The sequence below is a fragment of the Brevibacillus centrosporus genome, assembly GCF_046622605.1.
Lineage (GTDB): Bacteria > Bacillota > Bacilli > Brevibacillales > Brevibacillaceae > Brevibacillus > Brevibacillus centrosporus.
Genome location: NZ_CP176856.1, coordinates 2,890,165 through 2,909,327 on the forward strand (window position 1 = coordinate 2,890,165; position 19,163 = coordinate 2,909,327).

The window sequence follows — 19,163 nt, forward strand, 5'->3', positions numbered from 1 at the left end:
CAAAATACGTGAATAAAGAGACGTTGTTTAAAGAATTTTCCGTCCCGACGTACGAGCAATGGCGGGAGGCGGCAGAAAAGACGCTGAAAGGCGCTTCTTTTGACGCCAAGCTGTTGACCAAAACCTACGAGGGAATTACTCTTCAGCCGATCTATCGACAGGAAGATATCGAAAAACTCAAGCATATTCATGTCCAACCGGGTGTTGCGCCATACTTGCGAGGCACAAAAGCGGCGGGAGCCTTTGCAGCGCGCGCATGGGAAGTTTCGCAAGAGATCCTGGCCGCTACCGTAGAAGAGTTCAATCAGATTGCTCGTCACGATCTTGCACGCGGTCAGACGATGCTGAATCTGGTCTTGGATGAAGCTACGAAGGCTGGACTTGATCCAGAAGATGGTGTGCATAGTAAAGTCGGAAACCAAGGGCTTTCCATTTTTAGTCGCGAGGATCTGGACCAGGCATTTGCAGAAATCGACCTGGAGAAAGTCCCGCTTTACGTGAACGCCGGCGCTTTTGGATTGCCACTGCTCAGCTTGCTGATTGCTCATATGAAGGCAAAAGGTCAAGATCCGAACAAACTTCATGCCTGTGTGGGTGCGGATCCAATGGCAAGGCTCGCAAGCGAAGGAATTCTATCTGTCCCCCTGACCATCCTGTATGACGGAATGGCTCATGCGACTCGCTGGGCGATCAAGCATGCACCTCAAGTAAAAACCATTCTCGTGCAGGCGCACCCCTACCACAATGCTGGAGGAAGTGCTGCTCAGGAGCTGGGATACGTTTTGGCTACCGGAGTGGAGTACGTGCAAGCTTTGCTGGATAGAGGACTCTCAATTGAAGAAATAGCACCACGCATCCAGTTCGCTTTTTCCATCGGCTCGAATGTCTTTATGGAGATCGCAAAAATCAGAGCGGCTCGTATGCTCTGGGCCTCTATCATCGATTCGTACGGTGGTTCGGAAGCCGCGCAAAAAATGAACATTCACGCGAGAACCTCTGCCTGGACGAAAACCGTACTTGATCCGAATGTAAACCTTTTGCGCGCGACAACGGAAGCGTTTTCAGCGGTAGTTGGCGGTGTAGACAGTCTTCATGTGTCTGCTTACGATGAAGCTATCCGTCCTGCCACCGAGTTTTCACGGCGCATTGCTAGAAATACGCAGATCATTTTGGAGCAGGAAGCCCATTTGGCAAAGGTGGCCGATCCCGCAGGCGGCTCTTGGTATATCGAGTGGCTGACAGATGAGCTTGCTGCAAAAGCATGGGAGCTTTTCCTGCAGGTAGAAGAGCAAGGGGGCATGGAGAAAGCACTCGCAGCAGGTATGCCACAGGAGCAAATCGCAGCAGTCGCGAGCAAAAAGGCCGAGAATGTTGCTTCACGCAAGTCTCGTATCGTAGGGACGAATATGTACGCAAATGCACAAGAGCGTCCGGAACAACCTGAAAAACTCCAGTGTGATCCGGCAAAAAGGATAGCGGAGCATCAGGCTTTTCTTCAAAAACAGGACCGTACTGCGATGGAGGCGATACTCCAGGCGCTTTCCTTTGACCAGCAAGATCTGCTGGATGCGTCGATAAAAGCTGTGCAGGCCGGGGCGACCTTGGGCGAACTGACGAAAGCACTGCTTCCATCCGGTACAGGAGCGATTTCGGTAAAAGCTCTGCCGCAACAGCGCATCGCTGAATCTTTTGAGCAGCTGCGCTTCCAGACAGAACAATATGCCGCAAAGACAGGCGGCAAGCCAAATGTCTTTCTCGCCAATATGGGACCGGTATCGAAGCATAAAGGTCGTGCCGATTTCGCCGCGGAATTTTTCACGGTAGGCGGCTTTGATGTCCTACGCCAGCAGCAGTTTACTTCTGCTGAAGAAGCAGTGGAAGCCGCAAATGCTTCTGGTGCAGCGATCACGGTCATTTGCTCGGATGATGAGAGCTATCCCGAGATCGTTCCGACAATCGTGAAAGGGATCAAAGCGGGCCAGCCGGAGATGACTGTTCTTTTGGCGGGTCTTCCAGCAGCAGAACAGCTCGCTGTCTATAAGGATGTGGGGTTGGATGATTGCATCCACGTCCGTACGAATTGCTACCAAGTACTTCGAGATCTTCTGCAGCGCATAGGGGTGATGGCATGAAGAAGAGACCTGATTTTTCAAAAGTTTCGTTTCGGACAAATAAAAGTGTAGGCGCGAACTCATCGATGCCGGATACGCAGCAATCAATGGATGAGCTCCTCTGGCAGACACTTGAGCAAATCCCTGTGAAGCCCCTCTACTCAAAAGAAGATCTGGAGGGCATGGAGCATCTGGGGTATATGCCGGGTTTGCCTCCGTTTTTCCGTGGCCCTTATCCGACGATGTACGTGACGCAGCCTTGGACAGTGCGTCAGTACGCAGGTTTTTCTACGGCAGAGGAGAGCAACGCTTTTTATCGCCGAAATCTCGCCGCGGGTCAAAAAGGTCTTTCCATCGCGTTTGACCTGGCGACTCACCGCGGCTATGACTCCGATCATTCGCGAGTTGTCGGGGATGTAGGAAAAGCCGGTGTAGCAGTCGATTCCATTTTAGACATGAAGATTTTGTTTGACGGCATTCCGCTGGATAAGATGTCGGTATCCATGACGATGAACGGTGCGGTATTGCCGATTATGGCGTTTTATATCGTAGCTGCAGAGGAGCAGGGTGTATCGCAAGCTCAGCTGACAGGAACCATCCAGAACGACATTTTAAAAGAGTACATGGTGCGCAATACGTACATCTATCCGCCGGAAGCATCTATGAAAATCATTTCCGATATCTTTGCTTACACCTCCAAGCACATGCCGAAATTTAATAGCATCAGTATTTCCGGATACCATATGCAGGAAGCAGGTGCGACGGCAGATATCGAGCTGGCCTACACGCTGGCAGACGGACTGGAGTACGTCCGTACCGGCTTGAAAGCAGGGATTGACATCGATGCGTTTGCACCGCGGCTGTCTTTCTTTTGGGCGATTGGCATGAACTACTTCATGGAAATTGCCAAAATGAGAGCGGGACGTCTGATCTGGGCAAACCTCATCAAGCAGTTTAATCCGAAATCGGAAAAGTCGATGGCGCTGCGCACACACTCCCAGACATCAGGCTGGAGCTTGACGGAGCAAGATCCGTTCAACAACGTCGTTCGTACGTGCATAGAAGCGATGGCTGCAGCTCTTGGGCATACACAGTCTTTGCACACCAATGCGCTGGATGAAGCGATCGCGCTGCCGACGGATTTCTCTGCACGGATCGCACGCAATACACAGCTGTTTTTACAAGACGAGACGGAAATCTGCAAAGTCGTGGATCCATGGGCAGGCTCCTACTATGTCGAAGCATTGACCGCGCAGCTTGTGGAAAAAGCTTGGGCGCATATTGAAGAGGTCGAGGCTCTTGGCGGCATGGCAAAAGCGATTGAGACCGGTCTGCCGAAAATGAAAATCGAAGAGGCAGCTGCACGTCGTCAGGCGCATATCGATTCTGGCAAAGAGGCTATTATCGGCGTGAATAAATATCGGTTGGACAAAGAAGATCCGCTGGAAATTCTCGAGGTCGATAATACCGCTGTACGTGAAGCGCAGATCAAGCGCCTGCGTGAACTGCGAGAAAATCGCGATGAGCAAAGAGTGCAAGCAGCCTTGCAGGCAATTACTACGTGCGCAGAGACAGGAGAAGGCAACCTCCTGGAGCTGGCGATTGAAGCGGCTCGGGCACGCGCATCCCTCGGGGAAATATCCGATGCGTATGAAAAAGTCGTGGGTCGTCATAAAGCGGTTATCCGTTCCATTAGCGGTGTTTACAGCTCAGAATATGCCGATGCAGAAGAAGTGGCAGCGGTACGAAAAATGGCGGACGAATTCGAGCAATGGGAGGGCCGCCGTCCACGCATCATGATCGCGAAAATGGGTCAGGATGGTCACGACCGGGGAGCGAAAGTCATTGCAACCGCTTTTGCCGATCTAGGGTTTGACGTCGATATCGGACCGCTATTTCAGACACCCGAGGAAACAGCGAAGCAGGCCGTAGAAAACGATGTACACGTCATCGGGTTCAGCTCGCTTGCTGCCGGACATAAAACGTTGCTGCCGCAGCTGGTAGAAGAGCTGAAAAAGCTGGGGCGTGAAGACATCGTCGTGGTGATTGGCGGGGTCATTCCCGCACAGGACTATGCGTTTCTAAGGGAAAATGGCGCCGCTGCTATCTTCGGACCAGGGACCGTCATTCCTGTTGCTGCGCAAAATGTTCTGCAAGAAATCGTTCGTCGCCTGGAGGCTTCGAGCCTATGAGTGAGGCTAGGAACGACAGGACTTCCTTGCATTTTACATCGTCTGTCCGTCTCCCTCGCTTAACGGTTGAACAGTACGTACAGGGGGTGCGGGAAAACAACCGCACGATTCTTGCGCAGGCCATCACACTTGCAGAGAGCAATTCTGCCCTCCATATGAACATGGCCCAGGAAGTCATCAAGCAGCTTTTGCCGCATACGGGACAATCCATTCGGATCGGAATTACGGGTGTGCCAGGAGCGGGGAAAAGCACATTTATTGAAGCCTTTGGTACGATGCTTTGCGAGAGAGGACATCGAGTGGCTGTTCTAGCAGTAGACCCTAGCAGCACAGTTACACGTGGAAGCATTCTCGGTGACAAGACGAGGATGGAGCTGCTGTCGCGCAATCCGAATGCATTCATTCGCCCTTCTGCTACGGGGGGCACGCTCGGCGGGGTCAACCGAAAAACGCGAGAAACGATGCTGATCTGTGAAGCGGCAGGGTACGATGTAATCTTAATAGAGACAGTTGGCGTAGGGCAGAGTGAAACGACGGTTCGGTCCATGGTCGATTTCTTTTTGCTGCTCATGCTGACAGGAGCTGGAGATGAGCTGCAAGGGATCAAAAAGGGCGTGATCGAAATCGCGGATGCTCTTTTGATCAACAAAGCAGACGGAGAGAACAAAACAAGGGCACTCGTCGCACGCGGCGAGTACAATCGGGTCTTGCATTACCTACAGCCGGCGACAACCGGTTGGGAAACAAAAGCATACATGTGCTCTGCGCTTACCGGTGAAGGGATCGAAGAAATATGGAACGTCATCGGTCAGTTTCGTGATCAGACGACTCGAACGGGAGGCTTCGATGCCCGCCGGAGGGCGCAATCCCTGGATTGGATGCACAGTATGACGCAGGATTATTTGCGCTCCACCTTTTACAGCAATCCGGAAGTAGCCAGCATGCTGCCGCAGATCGAAAACGCCGTAGCCAGCGGACAGCTGTCTGCGACGAGCGCGGTGCAACAACTAGTGGCGATATTTGAAAAAACGAGACAGTGATGGAACAGAAAGAGAGGTCGGACCATGAGCAGCATGCATGAAAAAATTGACGAGCTAATGGAGCGAAAATTTAAAGTCCAGCTAGGCGGTGGCGATGCCCGGATCGATGCGCAGCACAACCGCGGCAAGCTGACGGCCAGGGAGCGGATCGATCTGTTGCTCGATCCCGATACGTTCATGGAGCTAAATCCGTTCGTAGAGCATCGTGCGTCTCACTTTGGCTTGGATAAAATGGAGGCGCCTGGTGAGGGTGTCGTTACCGGTTATGGAAAAATAAACGGTCGTCCTGTCTATTTGTTCGCACAGGATTTCACGGTATTTGGCGGGGCACTCGGTGAGATGCACGCCATGAAGATCGCCAAGGTGATGGATTTGGCAGCGAAGAACGGCGCCCCATTTATCGGCTTGAATGATTCCGGAGGAGCTCGCATTCAGGAAGGCGTCAGCTCACTTGATGGCTATGGAACCATTTTTTATCGCAACTCGATCTATTCCGGTGTGATCCCGCAAATCTCTGTCATCCTCGGACCATGCGCAGGCGGAGCCGTCTATTCTCCCGCGATCACGGACTTCGTTTTCATGGTGGAAAAGACCAGTCAGATGTTCATCACGGGTCCTAAGGTTATTGAGACCGTAACAGGGGAGAAGATTTCCTCCGAGGATCTCGGCGGGGCAAAAGTGCACTCCACCGTGAGCGGAAACGCCCATTTTACAGCGGAATCGGAGCAAGAAGTACTGGATCAGGTACGTCGCCTACTGAGCTTCCTGCCGCAAAATAACAGGGACAAAGCGCCCGTACGCGATGCGGAGGAAGGGAAAAACTGGCAGGAGGAACTGCTGGAGCTCGTCCCTGCCGAAAGCACGAAAGTATACGATGTGCGCAAAGTGATCGAGCAAATCGTCGACTTTGGCGACTTCATGGAAGTACAGCCCAACTTCGCACGCAACATCGTGATTGGACTTGCACGCATCGATGGTCACAGCGTCGGGATCATCGCGAACCAGCCGAAAGTCATGGCGGGAGGGCTCGATATCCACTCCTCCGACAAGCTGGCTCGTTTTATCCGTTTCTGCGATTGCTTCAACATTCCACTGCTCACGTTTGAGGATGTATCCGGCTTCTTCCCGGGGATCAACCAAGAGCATGGAGGCATTATTCGCCACGGTGCGAAGATTCTTTACGCCTACTCGGAAGCGACCGTGCCTAAAATTACGGTTATCCTGCGAAAAGCGTATGGCGGAGCCTATGTGGCGCTGAACTCCAAGTCCATCGGGGCAGATGTAGTCTATGCATGGCCGAATGCGGAGATCGCCGTGATGGGTCCTGAAGGGGCGGCCAACATCATCTTTGCCAAAGAGATCGAGCAAAGCGAAGACCCGGCTGCGACGCGCGCGGAAAAAATCGCTGAGTACCGCGAGAAGTTTGCCAATCCATACGTGGCTGCGAGTCTGGGAATGGTCGACGATGTCATCGATCCACGCGAAACGCGAATGAAAGTAGCGCAAGCGCTGGAAATGCTGCGGGATAAAAAGGAAGAACGTCCTTATAAAAAGCATGGGAACATCCCATTGTAGAAGGGATCGATAGAGATGAAACTGCACGACATTCGCGAGTTAATCAAATTGGTGAATCAATCGTCCATCGAGGAGCTGGAGTGGGAAAAGGGCTCGACCTCCATCGTGATCAAAAAAGCAGCACCCGTTGTCGTGGCGGCAGCGATGGAGCCAGTTGCTCAGGTAGCCGAAGTCGAAACTGGCTATCAGGAAGCAGCGGTGACAGCTGAAGCTGCGGAACAAGCACCAGTGGTACAGGAAATGATCCATACGATCACTTCTACATCAGTAGGTATTTTCAGCACATCGGTTGCAGCAGGTCAGAAGGTTCAGTCTGGAGACGTGGTAGGGCGTTGCACGGTAGACGCCCTGCAGCTTTCCCAGGATATTGTCTCTCCTTTCGATGGAGAAGTCGTAGAACTGCTCGCAGAGGATGGTCAGCTCATCGATTACGGGAAAGCTTTGCTGACTGTCAAACAAGGCTAGGAGGAGAGCGTATATGTTTACAAAAGTCTTAGTAGCCAATCGCGGTGAGATCGCTGTCAGAATCATTCGCGCTTGCCGAGAATTGGGAATTGCCACTGTCGCTGTGTATTCGGAGGCAGATCGCGAAGCCTTGCACGTCCAGCTAGCTGACGAAGCGTACTGCATTGGACCGACTGCCTCCAAGGACAGCTATCTGAACATGCCGCGCATCATGAGCATTGCGCTTTTGACGAAAGCAGACGCGATCCACCCCGGATATGGCTTCCTGGCAGAGAATGCGTCGTTCGCACAGCTGTGCCAGGACTGCTCCATTACGTTTATCGGACCGGATCCAGAGTCGATTACGAAAATGGGGGACAAGTCCGAAGCGAAGGCGACAATGAGTCTGGCGAACGTACCACTCGTTCCAGGGACGGAAGGTCTGATTGATGACATCGAAGAGGCGCTTTCCGTTGCAGCCACTATCGGTTATCCTGTCATCGTGAAAGCAACAGCAGGCGGAGGCGGTCGTGGTATGCGTCTCGCCTATGACGAGCAGGAGCTTAGCAAAGCGATCCACCAAGCACAGAAAGAAGCAGAGTCCGCTTTTGGCAACGCGGGTGTTTATCTCGAGAAATATGTGGAAGAGCCGCGCCATGTCGAGATCCAAATCATGGGTGACAAGCATGGGAATGCCGTCTATCTGGGCGAACGTGATTGCTCGATTCAGCGTCGTCATCAAAAGCTGGTAGAGGAGGCGCCATCCCCAGCACTCGATCAAGAGCTGCGCGAGAAAATGGGGCAAGCTGCTGTGGCAGCGGCAAAAGCTGTGAACTATCACGGGGCAGGAACCGTAGAATTTTTGCTCGACAAGCATGGTCAATTCTATTTCATGGAAATGAACACACGCATTCAGGTCGAGCATCCCGTGACGGAAATGATTACAGGGATCGACCTGATCAAGGAGCAAATTTCGGTTGCTGCAGGCAATCCGTTGTCGTTTACCCAGGAAGATGTCAAAATCAATGGTTGGGCGATCGAGTGCCGCATCAATGCGGAGAATCCTGCGAAAAATTTCATGCCCTCGCCTGGAAAAGTGGTTAACTATCTGCCGCCAGGAGGCTATGGCGTACGTGTAGATAGTGCTGTCTACCCCGGCTATGAAATCTCGCCGTTTTATGATTCCATGGTGGCGAAGCTGATTGTTTGGGGAACAGACCGCAACGAGGCGATTTCCCGCATGCGTCGTGCCCTTGATGAGTTTGTGATCGAAGGTGTGCATACAACAGTGCCATTCCATGAGAAGCTGCTGGAGCACCCTGATTTTGTTGCCGGTCATTTCGCAACGAATTTTCTGGAGAAAAACAAGCTGGATCTATAAGGAGAACGTAGATTTCCTAGCAAGAAAAGGAGCCTCGAGGTTTTGAGGCTCTTTTGTGTGCAGAAAAGAAGAGATGTATGGCTACTTGCGAGGTGAGCAAAGCATTCTAAAAAAGAGTAGGTGGCCGAAAAGGGTGACAAGCAGAAGCGGGTAAACAAGGGCTGAATACCAGAGCTTCCAACCGTTGTAGTAAAAAAAACCAAACGGCTGTACGCTTAGCCATTCATAGAAAAGACAGAAGAGCCAATGAAGCAGTAGGTAGACGGCCTTTGCATACAGGCCTTTCGTAATAGGAAAAAGGTTTAAGTAAATAAAGCTATACGCCGGATAGAGACCAAACAAAACGAGTAGCACTTCATAATCCGGACCAACGTGAAAGTAACCGTACAGATTATGTTTAAGGTCCAGATAGGTATCTGTGATGATAGCGAGAGCCACAGCAAAAAGGGAGGTTACATAGATTTCATGCCTGATCAGTTTTTTCGGGATCCAAAAGGCAATGCCATTGCAGGATAAACCTGTTCGGATGGCGTAGGTAACTGGCTTCCCATGATCCGTAAAAAAATATGGTAAGATTAAAAAACAATAAAGAGAGAGAAGGAGAAAAACGATGCTGGTACAGGTTGCAGAAGGAATTCATCTGCTGTCGATACAGTTTCCCTTTGGCATGCGGCAAGTAAACAGTTATGTGATCGAAGGCAAGAACGGTGTGACCATTGTAGATACGGGCAGCTATGCAGAGCAGGCGATCGGGATCTGGAAGGAGGCACTGCCAGAAGGGACCAAGGTAGAAAAAATCCTTCTGACGCATTCGCACACTGATCATATCGGATTGGCAAAATGGCTGCGGGAGACGTATCATGCACCATTAGTGATAGCGAGACAAGGCTATGAGGAAATGAAGAAGCTTCGTGCCCGCCGAAAAGCACATGAAGGGGATGCAACGAGCACGTACCCCTTTTTCACAAAGCATGGAGGCCCATCGGTCAGTGAGAAGGCCATGCTGGAGCAGTTGGACGCCGATTATTTTGAACCGGACGAGCTTCTGGAGGATCAGCAGGAAATCCAACTGGGGGATCAAGCGTTTGAAGCGATTTGGACGCCTGGGCATTCGCCTGATCACTTTTGCTTTCTGAATAAATCCAACGGAGTCATGCTGATTGGCGATCATGTGTTAAACGAGATTTCACCGCTTATTCCGATCTGGACGGAGCAAGATGGCAACCCTTTGGCGGTTTATTTTGAGTCTCTGGAGAAGATAGCCAAGCTGCCGGTGAGCATCGGACTGCCAGGGCACGGGAGTCTGATTCGGAATGTACCGGCGCGTATTCACGAGCTGATTGCCGGCCATGAGCAAAGAATGCAGCAGATTTTAGCTGCGATACCAGAAGCGGGAAGTACGGCAGGGGAGCTTGCCCAAGCGGTATACGGGTTTGAAAAAATGTCGATGCCCCGTAGCGCAGAGTTTTTAATGACGCTCACCCGCATTCTCTATATGGAGTCAGTGGGCAAAGTGCAAGCTCGGGAACGAGAGGGAGTCATTTCCTACCATAAGGCAGAGTAGCAAATGAGCGAAAAAGCGTCTTCTGAAGAAGGAAGGCGCTATTCCTCATTCCCTGTGGCTTTGCTGACAGCTATCCTAGCGATTTGCGAGCAGCAGGAAAGTAGGAGAAATAGTCTGTATTGTGTTAAAATATAGACAATTAAAGTTTGTTGCATGTTGACTGGTAGGTGCAGGTTTTTCAAGTAGGAGCAATCCGAGTTTGCACGACAACAAGGGGGAAGGACATGTCTTTTGTTGAGAGTAGACGCATAGGTTTTGAGGGAAGCATCGCTGTAGTTGAGCTGAATCGACCACAATCTCGTAATGCCTTTCACACGCAAATGGCACAAGACCTGCTGCAAGCATTTCAGCAAATTGCTCAATCCGATGCACGCGCTGTCATCCTGCAGTCATCGAGCGAACAGGCATTTTGCTCAGGAGCTGACCTGAAGGAGCGCAATGGTATGTCAGAAGCAGCATGGCGAGAGCAGCATCGCTTGTTCGAGCAGATGTTCTACGCGATTGCTGATACACCGCAGCCGGTTCTTGCAGCTGTGGATGGATATGCACTGGCAGGCGGCTTTGAGCTTGTTCTGAGCTGCGATTTTCTCGTGGCAACGACTCGTGCAGTATTCGGGCTCCCAGAGGTGACGCGCGGGATTATGCCAGGAGGAGGAGCAACTCGGCTCTTGGCAAAACGAATTGGCTTACATAAAGCAAAGGAATGGATATGCACGGGACGAATGATTCAGGCGGAGGAAGCTGATCGTGCCGGGCTGATCAACCGACTGACAGCACCGGAAGATTTGAGAGAGGTCACGCTGGATTTGGCAGAAAGTCTGGCCCGTAATGCGCCCCTGTCTGTCCAGTACTGCAAGCAAGCCGTGGACAACTTGTTTGGCATGGAGGATGATCTCGCCAGGGAAAAGGAACTGGAGTACTACAACCGATGTGTGGATACAGAAGATCGGCTGGAAGGTGTCTTGGCTTTCGTGGAAAAACGCGCACCCCGTTTTGTCGGAAAATAATGCGAAGTAGATGGGAGGGTTGAAGCTATGATTGATACTGCCTTTCATCAAGAATTGCGACAGAGCGTTCGCTCAATTTGCAAAAAGTACCCCGATGCCTATTGGCGTGAGCTGGATGAGAGAAGAGCGTATCCGGAAGACTTCGTGAACGAGCTGTCGCAGACGGGATTCCTGGGCGCCTTAATTCCAGAAGAGTATGGTGGCTCGGGTCTCTCCGTAACGGAAGCTTCCATAATCATGGAGGAGATCAATCGCTCCGGGGGAAATGCGGGGGCTTGTCATGCACAGATGTATACCATGGGAACTCTGTTGCGGCATGGCTCAGAGGAACAAAAGCGCAAGTACCTGCCGAAAATCGCAGATGGGTCACTTCGCCTGCAAGCGTTCGGCGTAACAGAACCGAACACAGGGTCCGATACGACACAGCTGAGGACGATGGCGGTCAGAAAAGGAGACAAGTATATCGTAAACGGTCAAAAGGTGTTTATTTCCCGAACGGAATATTCTGACCTGATGATTCTGCTTGTGCGCACGACAGCACTCGACCAGGTGAAAAAGCGAACAGAGGGCTTGTCTGTTCTTTTGGTCGATCTGCGGGAAGCTGTAGGGAACGGAATCACGATCCGCCCCATTCGCACCATGATGAATCACGCAACGACTGAGCTGTTTATCGAAAACCTGGAAGTGTCGGTGGAAAATTTGATCGGCGAAGAAGGAAAAGGGTTTTCCTACATTTTGGATGGAATGAATGTGGAGCGAATCCTGATCGCATCCGAATGTCTCGGCGACGGCTACTGGTTTGTCGATCGCGCCACTCAGTACGCCAATCAACGAGTAGTGTTCAATCGGCCGATTGGTCAGAATCAAGGGATTCAATTTCCGATCGCCCAATCCTATATCCACCTCGAGGCGGCTAATCTGATGCGTTTTCGGGCAGCAGAGCTGTTTGATGCAGGTCTTCCATGCGGGAAAGAAGCGAACATGGCCAAGCTGCTCGCAGCAGATGCTTCCTGGGAGGCAGCCAATGCGACCATTCAGACGCATGGGGGCTTTGGCTTTGCTGAAGAATACGACATCGAACGCAAATTCCGGGAAACGCGGCTGTACCAAGTCGCTCCGATCTCGACAAATTTGATCCTCTCCTATGTAGCCGAGCATGTCCTTGGCCTGCCCAGATCGTATTGAGGAAACGAGACTCCACTGCAAATGAAACAGCCAAATTCAGTTGTCGAATGAGAAAGGAGCGAACACGCTATGAAAAATCGTTTGCCAGAATGGACTTCCGAGCATCTCGTGCTGCCTGTCATTACAGCTCCTATGTTTTTGGTTTCGAATCCGCAGCTAGTGATCTCTGCGTGCAAATCTGGGGTCATCGGCTCTTTCCCGTCCTTAAATGCTCGGACGGTGGATGACCTGCGAGCCTGGATGTCTACCATTACGGAAGAGCTGGCGCGCAGCCGAGCAGCGGAGCCGGACCGCAAGATTGCTCCTTGGGCCATCAATATTGTCATACGCCATTTAAACGAACGGTTGGAAGAAGAGCTCGAGCTCATCAAAAAGTATCAGCCTCCGTTTGTCTTTACAGCCTTGGGAGATCCCGCGCCTGTAGTAGAGATTGTGCACGCTTATGGGGGAATCGTCTTCTCCGATGTCACCAACATCTATCATGCAAAAAAAGCAGTGAAATCAGGCGTGGACGGGTTAATCCTGGTGTGCGGCGGAGCAGGCGGTCATGCCGGAACACTGAACAGCTTTGCTTTCTTAAGTGCGATCCGTGAGTTTTGGGATGGGATAACCGTCTTGGCAGGAGGGATCGCAAGCGGACAGGAAATTTTGGCGGCCCGCACGATCGATGCGGATCTTGTATTTATGGGAACGCGATTTATCGCTTCCGTGGAGAGCAGCGCGGGGGACGATTACAAGCAGATGCTGATTGACGCAAGCATTGAAGACATCATCTACACGCCCACTTTCAGCGGCATTCCAGCAAACTATTTAAAGCCGAGTATTGTGGGCGAAGGACTGGATCCAGATCATTTGGGGACATACGCTGAATTTGCAAAGACGGGCAGGAAAGCATGGAAAAACATCTGGTCGGCAGGTCACGGAGTTGGCCGTACGAAATCCATTCAAACCGTAGCAGAGATTGTAAACGAGCTTCAAACGGAATACGATCAAACGCTTGCGGCCTTTAAACAGCTGCCAGCCTCACGTTCCCCTTTGAACAGCTCACTGAATTAAGAGCAGGAAGAGTCCGTTTTGTTCGCTAGTTTCTCTTCGTGCGAAGCGGACTTTTTGTGCCTTCCTGGAATTGTTAGAGCGATAATAATCTTGTGGACATTTTACTGAGCGAGGAGAGATCGTAATGGAAAAGGTCAAAGCGCAACAAACCATTTACGTGAATTCTTTTGTGAATGGCATCCTAGATCCTGAAAAAGCTATGCTCGGACCTGTTCGTGATGGGGGATTTATCGTAGCCAATACCACCCCGGGCTGCTGGGGACCCATGATCACGCCTGCACTTCGAGGTGGACATGAGGTGACACAGCCTGTTTTTGTTGAAGGAGCAAATGTAGGTGACGCAATCGCGATCCGAATCAAATCCATTCAAGTGACCTCCATGGTGACTGCATCAGGTAATGAGCGGACGATGGAGGGGCGTTTTTTGGGAGACCCATTTGTTGCAGCAAAATGTCCTGGCTGCGGTACGCTGTATCCAGAGACAAAAATTGAGGGTATCGGACCAGAAGCCATCCGCTGCGTAAACTGCGGTGCAGAAACTACTCCCTTTACGTTTACAAATGGTTACACGATTGGATTTAATGAAACCAGAGAGCTTGGAGTTACTCTTCCGCAGAAGGCCGCAGAAAAAATTGCCCAAGACGGTCGCTACTATATGAATACACCTGAGCAATCTCAGCAAAACCCGATTGTCACCTTTGCCCCGCATGATCTCGTTGGTGTTGTTGCCCGCGTCCGTCCATTTCTTGGCCAGCTGGGGACAACTCCTTCCTATGCAATTCCTGACTCGCATAATGCGGGAGACTTTGGTGCTTTTCTCGTCGGTGCTCCCCATGAGTACGCCATGACCAAAGAACAACTCGATCAGCACAAGACGGATGGGCATATGGATATCAACCGTGTGCGCGAGAACGCCATCTTGATTTGCCCTGTAAAAGTACCTGGTGGTGGTGTTTATCTCGGCGACATGCACGCGATGCAGGGGGATGGGGAAATTGCCGGCCACACGACGGATGTTTCCGGCATTGTCACCTTGCAAGTCCATGTTATACCCGGGCTTTCCATAGATGGTCCTGTATTGTTGCCGGTAGAAGAAGATCTTCCCTATTTGGCAAAGCCGTTTACAGCGGAGGAAAAGGCAAAAGCGCTGCATTACGCCAAAACATGGGAGCTGGACAAACTGGAAGAGTCTCTGCCCCTATCGGTCATCGGTACGGGTGCCAATCTGAACGTAGCGACGGAGAACGGGCTGCAGCGTGCAGCTGATTTGTTGGAAATGACCGTTCCTGAGGTATTGAATCGGGCTACCATTACAGGGGCAATCCAGATTGGCCGTCACCCGGGTGTTGTTACGGTCACTTTCCTAGCACCCGTAGAACGGCTGGAGAAAATCGGATTGCTGGAGCTGGCAAAAGAACAGTACTCCCGCTACATAGAATAAGAAAGTCAGAGAGACAAGCGATAGGCACTCCTACGAATAGACATGGGAAAAGCTAGAGGAACTCTCGACGGGGTGCATTTTTATTGGATGGGGAGGCGACCCCCATTCCGAGTGATCCTGCTGGCGGATTCTTACACTCTGAATCATTCGTACGCAAAAGTTGACTCATAGAAAATCCCCTCGAAGGTTGCTACACAATACAACCACGAGGGGATATTTCTTTTTGTCACTTTTGGGCAATTCTATTTCAGCTGATCAGCTTTGGGTCAGTTCTTTGATTCCTTGAATGAAACGGTCCACTTCCTCCAAGGTATTATACGGTGCCAGCCCTGCACGAATCCAGCCGCCACTTTCATTTATCCCCAGCTTGTCCGCGAGTGTCATTGCGTAGAAATCTCCGTCTGCGATGAAGATCCCGTAGTCCTCGCACATTCTCTCGCAGAAGGCTTGCGGGGACCAGCCCTCTACACGGAAGGCGAGTGTTGGCGTCTTGGGGACATCAGGGGCAGCCTGGAACAAGGTGACAGAAGGAATCAGGGACAGCGCATGTCTCAGCTTTTCTGCCAGCTCGTTTTCATAGACTTCGATTCGTTCATAGCCGGATTGGATTTGCGCAGCAAGGCTATCTCCGTTCCCCAATCCCGCAATAAATTCGATAGCGGGTCTTATTCCCGCGATCCCCTCGTGATTTTGCGTGCCTGTTTCCAGTTTATCTGGTATGTAGGTGGGAGCGGGTTGGAGTTTGTATGGCTGCAGCTGTTCAAACAGCTCTTGGCGAATGACGGCAATCCCGACGTGCGGGCCAAAAAACTTATAGGCAGAGCAGAGAAGAATATCAGCACCCAAAGCGTCTCGGTCGATGGCAAGATGCGGGACGGCGTGGACAGCATCGACGGCGACGGGAATACCGAGAGCATGAGCTTTTTCGGAAATCGCAGCAACGGGATTGATCGTACCGACAGCATTGGAAGCAAGACCAACGGCTACCAGACGTGTTCGCGGATTCAACAAAGAATCCAGCTCATCTACACGCAAGGTAAGGGTGTCTGGGTCCACAGGGAGCCAGCGCACGGTCATCCCGCGGTCTGCAGCGATCGTCAGCCATGGATCGACGTTCGCGCGATGATCCAGCTCGGATACGATAATTTCATCGCCCTCTTGCCAGTGCTTGCCCAGCGCGCGTGCAATCGCAAAGGTCAGCGTCGTCATGTTCGCTCCAAAGGCGACTTCCTCCGCTTTCACTCCAAAGAGGGCAGCTACGGCTTCCTTTGCACTCGCTATGGTTTGTTCGGTTTCACGACTGCTCGGGAAGGAACCATGCAGGTTGGCCCCGCCGTTTTGCATATAGGCATAAATGGCATCCATGGAGCTTTTTACGACTTGCGAACCTCCAGGGCCGTCAAAATAAACGGCTTGTTTACCTTTGTAAGTCCGCTGCAAGGCGGGAAACTGTTCTCGAACTGCCGCGATTGGAAAGAGTTCCGTCGTTTTGGTCATCGTCCACGTCTCCTTTTGGCTACCAGATAGAATCCTACAACCTCCATATTATCACAATAATCAGCCAATTATAGAGAGAATCTCCTTTCTTGGTTTCGAATTGTACAAATGGCTCGAGGGTATCTATACTAAAAGGAGATACGTAATACTTGATAGGGTGCTCTGACTGTCACTCACCACCAGATCAATCTAGGGATGAGAGGGATACCATGCAAACGTGGATTACTGCTTTTTTAGAGCAGTTCAGCTATATTGGCATTTTTTTACTGATGGCTTTGGAAAATGTGTTTCCGCCGATTCCTTCTGAAGTGATTCTTACCTTCAGTGGATTCATGACGACGTACACGACGTTATCGATTCCGGGCGTCATTATTTCAGCTACGATGGGATCTGTGATGGGGGCAATCGTGCTATACGGGATCGGCTATTATCTAGAGTTGGAAAAAATAGAAGTGCTTGTCGACCGTTGGGGTCATATCCTGCGCTTGAAGCGAGGGGATATCGCACGAGCGAATGTGTGGTTCGATAAATATGGGTACTGGACGATTTTCCTGTGCAGAATGGTGCCCTTGGTCAGAAGCCTGATTTCCGTTCCTGCGGGGATGACGAAAATGAACGTGTGGCTATTTTTGCTGTTCACGACCTTGGGAACCTTGATATGGAATGTCGCACTCGTGATGCTCGGGGCATTTCTGGGGCAGTCCTGGGAAGAGATTTTGACTTTCATGGACATGTATTCGACGGTGGCATATGCGGTCATCGGCGGAGGAATCGTCATATTTCTGATTCTATTTCTGCGAAAAAGAGGAGTTAAATCGTAAAAGAGGTGCGAGCAGCACCTCTTTTTTTGTGGATTGGGTGCACACGCCACGCGCCCATCGTTTCCTGATTAATCCAAAATGAGAAGGGAAAGCTAAAGAAATCAAAAAATGAGCGTGATCGCTTTCTTGGTGGCGATAAGGCGCGGCGAAATTACATAGGAAAGGGGAATGTCGATGATTTCGTTCCTCATAACGCTGAAGCATCTTATTTCGTCGTTTTTTCACTCGATGAAAGACAAGGAATTCCAGGGGCTTCTCGTTTTGACCCTAACTACTTTGTTGTCCGGAACGATCTTTTACGCAACTGTCGAAGGATTTCGTTGGGTGGATGCGATTTATTTCAGTGTGACGACTTTGACGACTGTCGGCTACGGGGACCTGGCACCTAAAACGGATCTGGGCAAAATATTTACCATCCTGTATTTGTTTACAGGCCTAGGGATCATTCTTGGGTTGATTCGAAAGCTAACGGTCACGAGAACAACCAAGAGGGGCTCAGAGGATAGAAGTGAGGAATAGGGCGTGGGGTCGTTCAAACGTCCGAGACAACTTGGAAAGGTGCATCAACTGTAAATTACTGCTTTTTGTTGAAAATAAAGTATTGGGCTCGACATGTTGAATCTAAAAGACTTTTCGCACTTCAAAACTCTTAGATTTAGTAAAATAGTAAAGTCCTAGACTTCCGCTGCTTCTATTGTACGACCGAACCCGTAATTAATTTTTTCACTGACAATATTGTTCATAGATAATAATGTTCTAGACTAAAGTTCTTGATCTTACGCAGTTTTTTGGCCAAAAAGACCACAGCTCATTAAAATTGGTTTTAGACTGCAACCAATAATTAAAACAGCGGCCAATCTAATCCTTTATTTTCAGGTCTTAGATTGGCTGCTAAGGCTTTTGATATTACACTTAACTTTTCTTCTAGGTTATTCTTACTCTCACTACTAAGTACATTTTTACTCCAAATATAGTGAGGATCTTCAGCGCATCTATAATCAAAATTATGCGATTAATATATGGAATATTTTTCTAAGTGAAAGTACAATTAATTATTAGTAACAATTTGGGAAGGGGAGGGCCATGAAACGTATCCTATGCATAATGGCTACGGTAGCAATAATAGTCGGATGTAGCGACCAAGGGCAAGGTTTAAAGGAAGTCTCATCTGTACATATAGATGCAAAAGTAGTAAGTTCCAAAGAATCTGCTTTAGAAAAGCCAGGATTAACGGAGGAAAAAAAGCTGCCATAGCAAATAAATATGGGTTGCTAACGAAGCCGACGGAGCCGTCAGGAAACTTCTCGTACGACTTAGGACCTTCGTTTGCAGATCACGATATCACATTCGATATCAAATCGATCGTAGGAAAATCTGAGACCGAGGTAACATCTCTACTGGGTAATCCAAAACTAACGATGACCGGGTCTTGGATGTCTCTCTCGACCGAGGAGACATCAAAAGCGGTTCGACATACTTACAGAACGGAAATCGGTGAAATTAGCGTGAAGTTCATAGAAGGTAACGTGGCTAGTATTGAAGTAAGACCGGTTGAAGTGTTAAAGTACCCTGCTGATGCATTGAAGGTTTTGCAGTCAATTGGACTAACGATAGACGTTGGAAAAGCGCCGGAAAAAGAGTCTCCTCACTACCTCGATTTTGGTAGACTTGATGGGTTATACAAAGTTAGAGTAGTGAAGAACTTAGCGGGAGACCATCCTGAGAATATCGGGCATGTGTACATAATAACCGAGGATCGATTCAAATAATATAACTCTTATTAACAAATGATCTCTCGTCAAGGCACTAAATTCTTATACGGCCCAATACTATACTAAAACCATGTTAC

At 50.2% G+C, this 19,163-nt stretch carries 16 protein-coding genes; 15 read left to right on the plus strand and 1 reads right to left on the minus strand.

The annotated features are described in order from the left end of the window. Positions 1-8 precede the first annotated feature (8 nt). The 11 genes from ACLIN2_RS14745 to ACLIN2_RS14795 all read left to right on the plus strand — a co-directional run bounded on the left by ACLIN2_RS14745 (position 9) and on the right by ACLIN2_RS14795 (position 14,996). Positions 9-2,132: a methylmalonyl-CoA mutase family protein gene (locus ACLIN2_RS14745; protein ID WP_411504411.1), complete on the plus strand. Its 2,124-nt coding sequence runs from the start codon at positions 9-11 to the stop codon at positions 2,130-2,132. After that, entirely contained in the window at positions 2,129-4,303 is a 2,175-nt protein-coding gene (gene scpA / locus ACLIN2_RS14750; protein ID WP_411504412.1) for a methylmalonyl-CoA mutase, read from the plus strand. Before ACLIN2_RS14745 ends, scpA begins: the two co-directional genes overlap by 4 nt. Then, a complete protein-coding gene (gene meaB, locus ACLIN2_RS14755) occupies positions 4,300-5,343 on the plus strand; it encodes a methylmalonyl Co-A mutase-associated GTPase MeaB (protein WP_411504413.1) in 1,044 nt (347 codons plus the stop codon). The genes scpA and meaB overlap by 4 nt, the downstream gene beginning before the upstream one ends. A 24-nt stretch (positions 5,344-5,367) precedes the next feature. Continuing rightward, positions 5,368-6,918: an acyl-CoA carboxylase subunit beta gene (locus ACLIN2_RS14760; RefSeq protein WP_411504414.1), complete on the plus strand. Its 1,551-nt coding sequence runs from the start codon at positions 5,368-5,370 to the stop codon at positions 6,916-6,918. Positions 6,919-6,933: 15 nt separating this feature from the next. Further along, positions 6,934-7,383, plus strand: a complete 450-nt coding sequence (locus tag ACLIN2_RS14765; protein ID WP_411504415.1) for an acetyl-CoA carboxylase biotin carboxyl carrier protein — start codon at positions 6,934-6,936, stop codon at positions 7,381-7,383. 13 nt (positions 7,384-7,396) lie between these two features. Beyond that, on the plus strand, positions 7,397-8,743 hold the full coding sequence (gene accC, locus ACLIN2_RS14770; RefSeq protein ID WP_092270026.1) for an acetyl-CoA carboxylase biotin carboxylase subunit: 1,347 nt from the start codon (positions 7,397-7,399) through the stop codon (positions 8,741-8,743). A 610-nt stretch (positions 8,744-9,353) separates the two neighbouring features. Further along, positions 9,354-10,307: an MBL fold metallo-hydrolase gene (locus ACLIN2_RS14775; RefSeq protein WP_411504416.1), complete on the plus strand. Its 954-nt coding sequence runs from the start codon at positions 9,354-9,356 to the stop codon at positions 10,305-10,307. Positions 10,308-10,531: 224 nt separating this feature from the next. Beyond that, positions 10,532-11,314, plus strand: coding sequence for an enoyl-CoA hydratase/isomerase family protein (locus ACLIN2_RS14780; protein ID WP_411504417.1), 783 nt, complete (start codon positions 10,532-10,534; stop codon positions 11,312-11,314). 27 nt (positions 11,315-11,341) lie between these two features. Further along, complete coding sequence (locus ACLIN2_RS14785) at positions 11,342-12,499, plus strand: acyl-CoA dehydrogenase family protein (protein WP_411504418.1); 1,158 nt, start codon at positions 11,342-11,344, stop codon at positions 12,497-12,499. Between the two features lie 69 nt (positions 12,500-12,568). Further along, entirely contained in the window at positions 12,569-13,555 is a 987-nt protein-coding gene (locus tag ACLIN2_RS14790; protein WP_411504419.1) for an NAD(P)H-dependent flavin oxidoreductase, read from the plus strand. A gap of 124 nt (positions 13,556-13,679) precedes the next feature. Next, positions 13,680-14,996 carry an acetamidase/formamidase family protein gene (locus tag ACLIN2_RS14795; protein WP_411504420.1) on the plus strand — a complete coding sequence of 439 codons (1,317 nt, stop codon included), beginning with the start codon at positions 13,680-13,682 and terminating at the stop codon, positions 14,994-14,996. A gap of 255 nt (positions 14,997-15,251) precedes the next feature. Here the strand turns inward: ACLIN2_RS14795 and ACLIN2_RS14800 are convergent, their stop codons facing one another. Then, positions 15,252-16,493, minus strand: coding sequence for a cysteine desulfurase-like protein (locus tag ACLIN2_RS14800; RefSeq protein WP_411504421.1), 1,242 nt, complete (start codon positions 16,491-16,493; stop codon positions 15,252-15,254). 209 nt (positions 16,494-16,702) lie between these two features. On the opposite strand from ACLIN2_RS14800, the gene ACLIN2_RS14805 reads away from it, so the two are divergent. The 4 genes from ACLIN2_RS14805 to ACLIN2_RS14820 all read left to right on the plus strand — a co-directional run bounded on the left by ACLIN2_RS14805 (position 16,703) and on the right by ACLIN2_RS14820 (position 19,083). Next, entirely contained in the window at positions 16,703-17,314 is a 612-nt protein-coding gene (locus ACLIN2_RS14805) for a DedA family protein (RefSeq protein WP_411504422.1), read from the plus strand. Between the two features lie 174 nt (positions 17,315-17,488). Continuing rightward, positions 17,489-17,833, plus strand: coding sequence for a potassium channel family protein (locus ACLIN2_RS14810; protein ID WP_122922807.1), 345 nt, complete (start codon positions 17,489-17,491; stop codon positions 17,831-17,833). 564 nt (positions 17,834-18,397) lie between these two features. Then, positions 18,398-18,568, plus strand: a complete 171-nt coding sequence (locus tag ACLIN2_RS14815; protein WP_411504423.1) for a hypothetical protein — start codon at positions 18,398-18,400, stop codon at positions 18,566-18,568. A gap of 251 nt (positions 18,569-18,819) precedes the next feature. After that, positions 18,820-19,083 carry a hypothetical protein gene (locus ACLIN2_RS14820; RefSeq protein WP_411504424.1) on the plus strand — a complete coding sequence of 88 codons (264 nt, stop codon included), beginning with the start codon at positions 18,820-18,822 and terminating at the stop codon, positions 19,081-19,083. Positions 19,084-19,163: the final 80 nt, after the last annotated feature.